Raw genomic sequence first — 11,947 nt, forward strand, 5'->3', positions numbered from 1 at the left:
AAGGTTTATATTTTTTAGATTGAGAAAGATATCGTAACTTTGAATTAATCATTTTAGGATTAATTTATGGCAAATTTTATCGACATCTATAGGAGAAACAACCAATCGTGGTTGTTTTTGTCGTTGGCATATTTGCATGATGATACTTTCTTAAGAAGCTCGAAAGAGTTTATCAACTAATCCCTGTTACGACTCGAGACAGGGAACCTTCTATTTTTTTTCAATTATCAATTATTTTCAATTTTCTGTAAGGAGATTTGTATCAAATTTTAGCGAATTTTATTTTCGGTCATTTGATATTTGAGTCTTAGAGAATCTTCTTCGAATGATTGAAAGTTTAACTAAGAATTTATCAAAATGACAACAAATATTATTTTAACAACAGGATTATACGATTTAATTAAAGACCATTTAAGAAGAAAAAAAGTAACAGCAGAACAAGAAAATATCTTGACAAAAGAATTGCGTCATGCAGAACAAATTTTGAGAAGAGATTTGGCGGATAATATTGTGACTGTTGGGAAAAAAGTAACAATAAAAGAATTAAATTCAAATCAAGAATATCAATTAAATTTTGTTAGTCCAGAAAAGGCAAAACCGAAAAAGAATCGCCATTCTATTTTAATGGACGAAGGTTTAGCAACAATTGGTTATAAAATTGGTGATGTAATTGAATGGCCAGCAAATGATGGTACAAAAAAATATGAAATTCTGAATGTAGAAGCAGTTTCATAATTTGTCCAAAAGCATAATAAAAAACCGAGCTTTTGCTCGGTTTTTTATTGGTATATTTTCTGAAAAAATATTTTAAACATCTAAATGTGAAGCAGTAATTTTCTGACCATAAAAAATTGTCGTATTTGCTTCAAAACTTTTCGCATCATCTGTCGTATAAAATGTAAGATGTCCATTTTTTGAACATTGTGTTTCTACTTCTGGATGGCGATGTAAATAGTCAGTTAATTTATTCGCGACCAATTCTCCTTGCGAAAGAATTGTTACATTTTCTGGTACATATTGCGAAATAACAGGAAGAAGAAGCGGATAATGTGTACAAGCCAATACAACTGTATCGATTTCGGATGATTGATCAAATAAGCGTTGAATATCTTTTTCTACAATATCGTGCGCAGCTTTGCTATCAATTTCATTATTCTCAACCAAAGGAACCCAAAGTGGACAAGCCAATTGAAAAACATCAATTGTTGAATGAAATTTGTTCATCTCAATTTTATACGATTCGGACAAAACAGTTCCTTGTGTAGCTAAAATTCCGACTTTGTTGTTCTTTGTGTATTCATTTATCGATTCTGTTGTTGGGCGTATAACACCCAAAACTCTTTTGCCTTCGGGTAAATCATTTTGCTGAATTGTTCGTAAAGCCTTTGCAGAAGCTGTATTGCAAGCAAGTATAACCAAGTTGCATCCCAAATCAAACAATTTAAAAACGCATTCTTTGGTGTATTCATAAACTGTCTCAAACGAGCGAATTCCATAAGGGCAACGAGCATTATCACCTAAATAGATATAATCGTATTGCGGAAGTTTTTTCTGTATTTCTTTGAAAACGGTTAATCCTCCATAACCAGAGTCAAAAACACCAATTGGTCCTTGCATATTCGCTTATTTTTGAAGCACAAATTTACAAAATGTATTAAGATGTTAGCGTAATAATTTGGTTTGAAAATTTACATATAATTAATAGAAATAATAAATTTTATAATCTATTCAACAATTGTTTGAATAAAATTATTTTCTTTTCTGCTTCCGTTTTTTATTTCGCCAAATTATAAAACCTGTAATAGGTAAACTTGCCACAATTATTGAAGAAGTAAAGGCTAATGTTTTACCAAATAAACCTAATATTTGTCCTGTATGGATATCGTACATTGAGTTTGCAAACTTTTTACCATTTGATAAATTCTCATTCATTAATTGAGAAACCTGAAATTGTTCCGAATCAAATTGATATTCGTCAACCGCGTAATAGCGCAAACTTTTATGATACGATCTTACGGCTAAAGGATTTTTATCAGGAACTGGTAAATAAATCCAATACATAGAAGCTGTTGGACTATTTTTTAAACTATAAGCATATGCAGAATCAACAATAGTGTAATTGTCTTCTAACATTTTTTTAGGCTGATAGACATATCCTTTTTCTTCATTTGGAAATGATTTTCCAAGATTAACGATTTGCATATATGAATTGCGAAGAGGTTTGAAACTAAATGTAATACCTGATAAAGCGACAATAAATGCAATACTAAAAGCATAAAATCCCAGTACATTATGCAAATCATAATTTATACGTTTCCATTTTGCTTTGTATTTTATCGTTAACCCATTTTTAGCTTGTTTTCTCTTTTTGGGCCACCAAAGAATTAAACCGCTTATCATAATCATGATAAAAATAACAGTTGAAAAACCAATTATATTTTTTCCGATATCACCCAATAAAAGATTCATATGAATGTATTGTATCACCAAGAAAAAATCTTGTTTCATATTTTCTTGATGTAAAATTTTCCCTGAATATGGATTAATATACACAAAGTAAGATTCTTTTTTATCATCCATCGTCATCACAACCGTTGATCGATCTTTATCCATATACATCACTCGAAGCACAACATGTTTAGGATTTTTGTCTTGTACTTTATGGATAATTTCACTTGGTTTTATGAATGGTTGATGAACAATCTCGACTTTTCTATAATCAAAAAGAGCATCTTTTATTTCATCTTGAAAACAAAATATAGCTCCTGTTATTGCCACAATACAAACAATAATACCTGTAAATAACCCAAACCATTTGTGAAAGAAGAGAAAATATTTTTTCATTAATAAAGATTAATTTAGAATAAATAAAAATTATATTTGCAGCAAATATAATTTATTTAAAAACACACTATGAAAAAAAATATCATCTGTTTAACAATTTTATTGGGGAGTGCCTCGCTGTCATATGCCCAAACGAATGATAGTATATCCACAGATTTGAATGATGTTGTGGTAGTTGCTTCAAGAAAACCTACTAAAATATCTGATTTGGCAGGAACTGTTTGGGTGATCAATCAAGAACAAATTGCACAACAAGCTAAAAATGGTGTTCCATTAAAAGAAGCTTTAGCGATTATGATTCCAGGGATGGATGTTGGTTCGCAAGGAAGATCAAATTATGGTCAAAATATGCGTGGACGTTCAATGCTGGTGATGATAGATGGAGTTTCTTTAAACAGTATCCGTAACATAAGTCGTCAATTGGATGCAATAGATCCATTTAATATCGAAAGAGTTGAGGTTTTATCTGGTGCAAGCGCAATTTATGGCGGAAATGCGACAGGTGGTATTGTCAACATTGTGACGAAAAAAGCACTAAAAAATGGAATTAGTGGCGAAACAGAACTTGGTTTACGTACAGGTTTTTCAGGAAGTGATGATCATGATTGGCGCGTTGCTCAATCTATTGGTTACAAAAATGATAAATTTACGGGACGTTTGGCTGTTGCATTTCAACAAAATGGCGGAGCTTATGATGCAGGTGGAGATCAAATATTTGCAGATATTTCGCAATTAGATTTACAATATAATCAATCTATTGATGTGTTGGCAACAGCAGGTTATAAATTCAATCCGAATCATCAAATCAATGGATCTGTGCAATATTATCGTTCCAAATATAGTGGAGATCGTAGTTTATATTTAGGTGAAAACATTAGTGTTTTAACCAAAGGAGATGCTTCTGTTTTGGAGATGCGTGATGGTTTTGATACGGATAAAAATCCAGGAACAGAGCGTATAATGGGAACATTGAGTTATAATGGAACTAATATTTTAGGAGGGCAAGATGTGTATGTTCAATTTGCTTCTCGTGTCGAGAAATTAGGATTTTATCCATTCCCAGGTAATTTAACGTTGCCTTCTGGGACAAGTCCTTATATGTCGGCTTCTCAACAGGATACGTATTATTCGGGTCTAAAAGCTGTTTTGGTCAAAGATTGGGGAAAATTGAAATTAACATACGGTGCAGATGTTGATTTTGAAAAGTTTGAAGGTCAACAAAATGTATTTGATTCTCAGAAGTCATTATCAAGTGGAGGAATGATTAATCACACTGTTTTAACGATTGATCGTTATCCAACTAATCATTCTTCAAGTTTTGCTGGATATGCGCAAGCTGAATATAATATTTTACCCCAATTGAAAGTTTCAGGAGGAATTCGTTACCAAGATATTTCGATTAAGTTAGATGATTTTATTGGTTCTACTCAACAATTGCAAATCGCTAATGGTTATGGAAACAGTGCCGATAATATTCCAGGCGGAAAAAGTAGCTATAATATGACGATGCTAAATGCTGGTTTGTTATATAAAATTAATGAATTGAGCCAAATTTGGACAACTTATTCACAAGGAGTTTCATTAGCTGATCCATCAAAATTTTATGGATATGGAAATTATAAATTTAATTCTGCAACCAATAATTGGGATTTAAGTTCGAGTGTGAATGTAAAAGATTCTCCTCTTTCTGGTGTGAAAACAGGACAATTTGAACTTGGTTATCGTTTCAGAACAAATAATGGATTTAAAGGACAAATCTCTGGATTTATCAGTAATTCCGACAAAAATATTGCTTTAAAACGTGATGGACTAAATCTTTGGGTAGAAGTGGTTGATCAAAAATTAAGAAATATTGGCGTAGAAGCAGAGGTTTCTTATACGAACGGAGGATTTTATGTTGGAGCAAATACATTGCTAATCAAATCTGAAGTGGAGAAAAATGGTGATTGGCAAAAACAAGATGTTTCAACTTCTGGACCTTCTAAATTTACAGCTTATGCAGGTTATGGATTTGATAATTGGAATTTTAGATTTCAAACTTTGCAAAGTTTCAAATACACAGATGGTTTGGAAAATGTGATCGATTCATACAATACATCAGATTTAATGGTTGCTTACAAATTACCTTTTGGTAAAATTAATTTAGGTGTTCAGAATATTTTTAATAGCGATTACCAAACAATTTGGAGTGCAAAATCACAAGTTTTGTATAGTGCATATAAAGTTCCAGAATTGTTTTATTACGCTGGACGTGGAAGAACTTTTAATCTAAGTTTTACATACAATTTTTAATTTATGAAAGCGAATCATTTGATTCGCTTTTTTATTTTAAGGGAATTAAACACCGAACTAAAAAATAAGATTAATGATTGCAGGAATGATTCGAAAGCCAATAAAGCAAAAAATCGTAGAATAGAATTGGTAAGGGCTGTTTCTTAATTTTTAAAGAATAGCTTTTTTTAATTTATTTTCTATAGAGGTTCTATAATTTTTACCAATTATTAATTTTATTCGATTTATCTAAAATCTTTTGAATTAACTTATTAAAATGATTCTCTAAACCAGTTACTGCGTCAGGATAATCGACTTCATTCTTTTTATTATAGATAGAATTTTTGTTTTTGCTTGTTGGATTCAATACAAGATAATAATAATCTCCTATGCTCGAATTCCACTTTCTTGCTTCAAAAGAAGGTCTATTAATTCGTATTTTATCATCTTTAAAGAGAATTGTAATCGAATAAGATAAGTCATATTCTATCTTTGACTTTCCTATTTGCATATAATTCATTTTTTGTTTTACAGTTAAAGCTTCTTGCTCATATCCGTTAATTGTTATGCTTTCATTTTCGGCTAAACTCAATACTTCTTTCGGGTCTTTGTACATACTCGATAAGGCTGACAATACATTTCTGTATAACTCATTTTTTTTGGTATTTGGTTTATCAATTACGATATAATCAGTTTTATCTTTAGATGAAACAAATCCATTTGATGTTAAAGTAAAATATTGTGCATAGCTAAATTGCGATAAGCAAATGATTGTAAATAAAGTATATAAGGCTTTCATATTTCATTTGTTTAGATACTAATTTAAGAAAAATGTCTCAATTTTAGAATGGATACTTAAAAATCAATGTGTTAAAGTTTATGGATATTGCTTACATAAAATATTTTTACTTCTTGTAAATAGGGTTGATTGAGCTATGTCATTCATAAGTTTATATTTCATCAATCCATTTATATAAATCAACTTCAGAAGAGATGTCAAAGGTTTTTCTTAATCTACTTTTTCTTGTTTGCACAGTTCTTATTGCAAGGTTGTTGTATTCTGTAATATCTTTTGTTGTAAAACCTAATTTGAGTAAAGAACAAAATTTGAATTCGTCTGGAGTCATTTCAGGATTAAAGGATATGACTTGTCCTGAATTAGCTATACACAAATTGCAAGTGTATGAAAAAAACAGAAAAAGTTGAAAGTGGTTTACCAAGAAAAGAAGTTACTAGAATTTATGGTTTAGGAAATTGATGTTTGGATGCGAAATTATAGATCAGAGATTTATTGCTCATAAGTATGATCGAAAAAGGTGATCCCTATGAAAATGCAATGGCAGAAAGGGTTAATGGAATGATTAAAATGGAGTTTAACCTGTATGAAAGCTCATTAGGTTTTGATCAGACAAAGATTAAAGTTAATAATAGTCTTAAATCATATAATGAATTGAGACCACAAGTAAGTTGTGATTATTTAACTCCAAATGCTGCGCATTTACAATCAGAAAAATTGAATAAAAGATGGAAAAACTATAATAGGAGTTTTAATTATCAAAACTCTCTTGTATAGTAAGTTTAGGATTAAGATGAATTAGTGTATATCGAAAATACTACTTTTCTGTATCCGAGTTGTATCCATCTTTCACCTTACTTCTTATTATAAAAATCAATTTGTCGTTGAATTGTTTTTTCGGTTTGAATAATGTCTAATATTAAAATTTTGATAGTTTCTTTTTTGTTCTTTTCTGTTTCATAAAAGTTGGAGTATAAGAAATTCATGAAAAATTCTGTTTTGTTCTTTAATATGTCTTTTTGTTCTTCAATATTAGACAAAGAAGTGATTTTATCATAATTTATCAAGTCTATTTTGGAAGTTGAAACTGATTTCCAAGCGCTTGTTTTAATCTGAGGAATAAACACACCTTTACATTTCATTGTGACACCCAAAATGTTAACACTTTTGTTATCAGCATAGTATTCAAGCGAATCAACATAAGAATTTTGCAATGGAATATTGTATTTTATTTCTTCCGTTGTTTCATTCAATTCACTTTTTATCGTTGAAAAAACTTGATTAATATACACTTGGTCTTTTCTATTTGTGTTCCAATTGTCAATAAACAGTGCAATCAAAATACCTACGGTTACAGGAATAATTTCTTTGATAAATTGAATTGAATAATTTTCTAATGCTTTCTTCATTAAATTTAGTTCTTGTTAATTTATATTGATGTGTTAAATCAAACAAATATCTCATATTCATCGGAATGCACCATAACTATTTTTATATTTTTTGATAAATAGTGGCGAAATTTAAAGGTTAACAATTAAGTTGATATTTTTGAGAGTTGAATTAAGTTTAATTTGCTCTATTTTGTTCCTCGAAATTCACTTTTTTGTTGTTTTCTTTCACTTTATTATTTCCAAAATTGTATGTTAAACTAAGTTTGAAACCTCGGTAATCATTGTATTGATTAAACTCCGAACGATAATCGCCGTTATACGAATATCCTTTGTTTTTAATCGTTTTGAATACATCATTTATTACAAAATTTGCTTGTAATTTTTTATCGAAAAACGAAGCTTTAATGCCTGGCGAAAACTCTAATTGATCTTGCAATTTTATGTTCGCATAAGTGAATGGAAGCGTATGCCAGAAGTTTAGCATCAAAAACCATGTTTTGTCTTTATTCAATGTGATGGTATTATAAAAAGAATACGACATCGAATAAACTTTTAACTTTTCCAGTTCAGAAACAGTCGGTTTTGTGGTTGTATAAGATGCATTCGCATTAACTGAAGTTTCCCAAATTTTGAAAAAGGTGTTGTAATATCCAATATTGAATCCCGTTCTGTTTTGATCGTAACTATTTTCTACTACATTGCTGTAAATTCCATCCGAAAATCGTGCAATATTAGACAAATTATTTTGGCTATATTGATTATAAAGTCCAAAAGTCAATTTTCCTTTGTACGAATAATTTAGTTCGATATTATCATTAAAAGATGGTTGTAATTTAGGATTTCCTGTGTAATACATATACGGATTCGTGTACCAACGGAATGGATTTAAAGATTGAAAATCGGGACGATTTATTCTTTTGGAATAATTGATACTGAACGAATGATTAGTAGTTGGTTTGTAACTGATATAAGCTGTAGGAAATAATTTTCCATAGTCCTTTTTCAGTCTGCTGTTTTCGTCATTTGGTGTAAAACCTTCTAGCGAAGTATATTCGTATCGCAAACCTGCTTTTGCTGACCATTTTTGATTGAAATCTTTTTGGAAACTCACATAAGCTGCATAATTATTTTCTTTGTACTGAAAAACATTACTATTAGTAGGATTCAAAATAAAATCTGCTCCATCAAATTCATAATATTCCACATCAGATTTGTTATCCAATAATGTATATTTTGCTCCAGTTTCTATGTTCGACCATTTGTAAGGCAAAGTAAAATCAGCTTGCATCGAAAAGATCGAATATTTCATTTTACTATTGTTCTGAATTAAAGTTTCGTTGTTATTCAATTCATTTTGCGTATTAAAATCATTGAATTTTTTGGGTGAATTATTCAGAAAATTTGCCGTGAAATTTAGCTTTTTTCCAATACTATCTAATTTTATGTCATAATAAGCATTCAAGGTATGTGTAGGTGTTGTCGAATGTTGTTTTTGATTGGTATACAAAGTAGAATCGATAACTGAATGTGTTTGGTATCGGCTGATTCCTTTTGTATCCATATCATAATTCAACTTACTATAACTGTAAATAAATCCTGTATTTTGGTTTTTATTGATTTTGACATCTAAGTTATAATTAACGCTAAAAATCTTCGGATTATCATGTCTTTCTTCGTTTGTATAAATTGCGGATTCTTTCCCAATAAGATTTCGACTATTTTGTAATTTATAATTAATATTACCTTGATTTATTTTTAATGAACTACTTATTTTATTTGATTGATAATTAAGCGTTCCGCCTGTTCTGAAACCATTGTAAGAATTTCGTTGATATGAAGAATTTACACTCCCGCTCCAGCCAAGATTGGGATTTTTCTTTAAAATAATATTAATAATTCCGCTATTTCCTTGTGCTTCATATTTTGAAGGAGGAGTTGTAATGATTTCAATTTTCGAAATATCATCGGAGCGCAGCGATTGTAGATAATTAGTAAGTTCGCTTCCTGATAAATTCAACATTCTGTCATTCACCATTACAGCAACGTTACCTTTTCCTACAATAGAAATATTATCATTCAGTACATTCACCATTGGAGTGTTACGTAAAGCATCCAAAGCAGACATTCCTTGTGAAGCAATAGAATTTTCGATATTGTAAACAAGTCGATCAACTTTCTGTTCAATCAATTTCTTTTTTGCTGTAATCGTTGTGCCTTCTAAAGTTGTAGCATCTTGAATTTTGATAAGTCCTAAGTCTTTATCTTGATTGATTTCTATTTCTTCCGAATAAAATTCTACGCCGAATTGTTCTATCTTAAACGAATAATTTCCAGCATCTATTTTCATAGAAAATACACCAAGACTATCTGTATATGCTTGATTGATAAGTAAACTGTCATTTTCGAAAAGAAGAATATCAGCAAATTCAAGTGCTTTATCATGTTGATTGATTACTTTTCCTTTTATCGAAAATTGTTGCCCAAAAACTGATGAACAAAAGCTAAAGGCAATCAAATAGCAGCTAATCAAAATAAGATTTTTCATATGTTATATTAATTTATAACAAAGAAAAAGTATCGATGAAAGATAAAATTGTAAAAATCGTGCAGCTTAATGTTGCGCATAAATCCAAGCCAATTGTTCTTGTTGAATGTTTGTTTTATTTCTTAATTGATTGGGCGATTGCCCCGTAATTTCTTTAAAATCGCGGATAAAATGGGATTGATCCGTATAATTATTTTGGTAAGCGATATGCGTAAGTTTTTCATTTTCGAAATGAAGAATAGAATCTAGCGCTTTTCTAAATCGAACTGTTTTCAAAAAAGATTTAGGACTTTGCCCAATTTGATTCATAAACAGGCGATATAATGTCGATTCGTTAATCGAAAGTTGTTTGGCTAAAGGACTAACTTTTAATTCATCTGTTTGTTGAATAAGGTATAAGATTTCTTTGGTTTTAGTATTTAAATGATTTTGATTTAAACTTTTCAATAGTATATTTTCGAGCATTGAAATTCTTTTCAGCGAATTCTTTTCCTCAAATAATTGTTCTGTAAAATCTGTTGCAAATTTTGGGAAAATCATTTCGAAAACTTCATCACTTTTAATTAATTCATCGTACGAAATATTTGTAAATAAGCGTAACGCAGCTGGATGAAAAATGATGCAAACTTCATCTAAAGAAGCATCAATGCTTACATTAAGATTAGATTCGTGAAATCCTGATAAATAACTTTTGTATGTAGCATTTCCTTTTAAGGTAAAAAGATGTTTGTTTGTTTTATTCTGTTCGAGAATGATTTTATTCTGTTTGTAAATGGCAAGACACAAATTGGTGTTAGGGAAAGTTGAATAGTCAATCTTTTCATCTTTTTTAGATTTGAAAAGGATGAAATACTGAACGATATTTTTTAATTCAGGATGATGAGGTTGTATAATTTCGGTTTTCATAAACGTACACGTAATAAAATCAATTTTAGCGAATAACACGTTGATAGCGTGTTCTATTCTATAGACGCTTTTGTTTGATGTATGTTACCTGTAAGTTCGAATTATTTTAATATTATGCTTGAGGAATTAAAAATTATATGCAAATCCTGCATTTCCATATATGTTATACATTTTGAATGAAATGGCTTCGAAATTCTTTTTGAAAACCTGTTTGTGAGCCATTGTTACATCAAAAAATAAACTGAAATGATTCTTTAATTTATATTCAGTTCCTAGTTGGCTTCCAAATTGAAAAGGACTTAAATAATCAGAAAAATCGTACAAACCTTTTGCTGTGTTTTCAAATGTTGTAGGTTCACCGATTGGACTTCCTTCTCTAAAAACACCATCGTAAATATATCCTGAAAAAGATTTATCAATCAAGGCAGAAAAGTAAAATCCGCCATATAAATTCCATTTTGTAGACGCGTTCCATACCAATAGAACCGGCATAGAGACATAAGCATTATCCATTTCGGTAATGACATGTCCTGTAAAAAAGCCTTTGGTTTGTGCTCCAGTATCGTTTTGTATTTGTGTGTAATAGTTCTTTACTTTCGCTTGTGTTTTCATTCCACGACCTTCTACGTTTAATCCGACACGAACACCTAATTCACGTTTATCGTTGAGCCACTTTGTTGCATTTATACCTATTCCTAATTGCAAAGTAGGGTTATAGCTTTCAATTTTTCGGATTTCAGCAGGCATTCCAATCGGTGAAGCTCCTCCAATGTGGGTACGTCATATCCTCGTAGACTAAATTAGTAAAAAACTAATATAGCTTTATGATGATTAAAAAGACAAAAGAAATAGCAGCTTATTTAACTTATAGTAAAAAACTACAAGTTCTAAAATATGCCAAAGAATATGGAAATAACTCTATAGCATATAAATTTTTTGGCGTGAAAAAGAGTACATTTTATAAATGGAAAAAGGCATATGATGAACATGGAGAAGAAGGTTTACTTAGAAAAAAACCAACTCCTCGTACATTTCCCAATCAAATCAAGCAAGAAATTGTAAATAAAGTATTAGAACTTCGAAAAGAACATAAATTAGGGACTTGGCGAATTAAATGGTATTTAGAACGTTATCATGATATTTTAATATCAGAATCAAGTGTTTATCGTATTCTAAAACGCAATAATGTAGGTC

General features: G+C 30.2%; 11 protein-coding genes. 4 read left to right on the forward strand and 7 right to left on the reverse strand.

Annotated features, from left to right (window positions below; genetic code table 11):
- Nucleotides 1-357 precede the first annotated feature (357 nt).
- Entirely contained in the window at nucleotides 358-735 is a 378-nt protein-coding gene (locus tag HXZ69_RS06665; protein ID WP_038334079.1) for a GreA/GreB family elongation factor, read from the forward strand.
- A 72-nt stretch (nucleotides 736-807) separates the two neighbouring features.
- On the opposite strand, the gene murI is transcribed toward HXZ69_RS06665, so the two are convergent.
- Both murI and HXZ69_RS06675 read right to left on the reverse strand, forming a co-directional pair.
- On the reverse strand, nucleotides 808-1,617 hold the full coding sequence (gene murI, locus HXZ69_RS06670) for a glutamate racemase (RefSeq protein ID WP_286495430.1): 810 nt from the start codon (nucleotides 1,615-1,617) through the stop codon (nucleotides 808-810).
- Between the two features lie 132 nt (nucleotides 1,618-1,749).
- The gene (locus HXZ69_RS06675; RefSeq protein ID WP_286495431.1) at nucleotides 1,750-2,844 is read right to left on the reverse strand and encodes a PepSY-associated TM helix domain-containing protein; all 1,095 of its coding nucleotides are present in this window, start codon (nucleotides 2,842-2,844) and stop codon (nucleotides 1,750-1,752) included.
- A gap of 69 nt (nucleotides 2,845-2,913) precedes the next feature.
- Between HXZ69_RS06675 and HXZ69_RS06680 the strand changes: the two genes are divergently transcribed.
- Entirely contained in the window at nucleotides 2,914-5,136 is a 2,223-nt protein-coding gene (locus HXZ69_RS06680; RefSeq protein WP_286495432.1) for a TonB-dependent receptor, read from the forward strand.
- 199 nt (nucleotides 5,137-5,335) lie between these two features.
- On the opposite strand, the gene HXZ69_RS06685 is transcribed toward HXZ69_RS06680, so the two are convergent.
- Nucleotides 5,336-5,914, reverse strand: a complete 579-nt coding sequence (locus tag HXZ69_RS06685) for a hypothetical protein (RefSeq protein WP_286495433.1) — start codon at nucleotides 5,912-5,914, stop codon at nucleotides 5,336-5,338.
- Nucleotides 5,915-6,418: 504 nt separating this feature from the next.
- Here HXZ69_RS06685 and HXZ69_RS06690 point away from each other — a divergent pair.
- Nucleotides 6,419-6,688, forward strand: a complete 270-nt coding sequence (locus HXZ69_RS06690; RefSeq protein ID WP_257468126.1) for an integrase core domain-containing protein — start codon at nucleotides 6,419-6,421, stop codon at nucleotides 6,686-6,688.
- 77 nt (nucleotides 6,689-6,765) lie between these two features.
- On the opposite strand, the gene HXZ69_RS06695 is transcribed toward HXZ69_RS06690, so the two are convergent.
- The 4 genes from HXZ69_RS06695 to HXZ69_RS06710 form a co-directional block, all read right to left on the reverse strand.
- The gene (locus HXZ69_RS06695; protein WP_219034422.1) at nucleotides 6,766-7,320 is read right to left on the reverse strand and encodes a hypothetical protein; all 555 of its coding nucleotides are present in this window, start codon (nucleotides 7,318-7,320) and stop codon (nucleotides 6,766-6,768) included.
- Nucleotides 7,321-7,477: 157 nt separating this feature from the next.
- Nucleotides 7,478-9,847, reverse strand: a complete 2,370-nt coding sequence (locus HXZ69_RS06700) for a TonB-dependent receptor domain-containing protein (protein ID WP_286495434.1) — start codon at nucleotides 9,845-9,847, stop codon at nucleotides 7,478-7,480.
- Nucleotides 9,848-9,913: 66 nt separating this feature from the next.
- Complete coding sequence (locus tag HXZ69_RS06705; protein WP_286495435.1) at nucleotides 9,914-10,753, reverse strand: AraC family transcriptional regulator; 840 nt, start codon at nucleotides 10,751-10,753, stop codon at nucleotides 9,914-9,916.
- A gap of 126 nt (nucleotides 10,754-10,879) precedes the next feature.
- On the reverse strand, nucleotides 10,880-11,524 hold the full coding sequence (locus HXZ69_RS06710; protein ID WP_286495437.1) for an outer membrane beta-barrel protein: 645 nt from the start codon (nucleotides 11,522-11,524) through the stop codon (nucleotides 10,880-10,882).
- A 53-nt stretch (nucleotides 11,525-11,577) separates the two neighbouring features.
- Here HXZ69_RS06710 and HXZ69_RS06715 point away from each other — a divergent pair.
- Nucleotides 11,578-11,947: helix-turn-helix domain-containing protein (locus tag HXZ69_RS06715; RefSeq protein WP_286495436.1), on the forward strand; the 370-nt coding region annotated here is incomplete at its 3' end.

The organism is Empedobacter sp. R132-2 (assembly GCF_030324375.1).
Lineage (GTDB): Bacteria > Bacteroidota > Bacteroidia > Flavobacteriales > Weeksellaceae > Empedobacter > Empedobacter falsenii_B.

What these genes read in the sequence shown, in the direction of transcription:
- HXZ69_RS06690 (WP_257468126.1), top strand. Translation starts at nt 6,419, where the DNA reads ATGATCGAAAAAGGTGATCCCTATGAAAATGCAATGGCAGAAAGGGTT.
- HXZ69_RS06680 (WP_286495432.1), top strand. Translation starts at nt 2,914, where the DNA reads ATGAAAAAAAATATCATCTGTTTAACAATTTTATTGGGGAGTGCCTCG.
- HXZ69_RS06685 (WP_286495433.1), bottom strand. Translation starts at nt 5,914, where the DNA reads ATGAAAGCCTTATATACTTTATTTACAATCATTTGCTTATCGCAATTT.
- HXZ69_RS06695 (WP_219034422.1), bottom strand. Translation starts at nt 7,320, where the DNA reads ATGAAGAAAGCATTAGAAAATTATTCAATTCAATTTATCAAAGAAATT.
- murI (WP_286495430.1), bottom strand. Translation starts at nt 1,617, where the DNA reads ATGCAAGGACCAATTGGTGTTTTTGACTCTGGTTATGGAGGATTAACC.
- HXZ69_RS06705 (WP_286495435.1), bottom strand. Translation starts at nt 10,753, where the DNA reads ATGAAAACCGAAATTATACAACCTCATCATCCTGAATTAAAAAATATC.
- HXZ69_RS06700 (WP_286495434.1), bottom strand. Translation starts at nt 9,847, where the DNA reads ATGAAAAATCTTATTTTGATTAGCTGCTATTTGATTGCCTTTAGCTTT.
- HXZ69_RS06675 (WP_286495431.1), bottom strand. Translation starts at nt 2,844, where the DNA reads ATGAAAAAATATTTTCTCTTCTTTCACAAATGGTTTGGGTTATTTACA.
- HXZ69_RS06665 (WP_038334079.1), top strand. Translation starts at nt 358, where the DNA reads ATGACAACAAATATTATTTTAACAACAGGATTATACGATTTAATTAAA.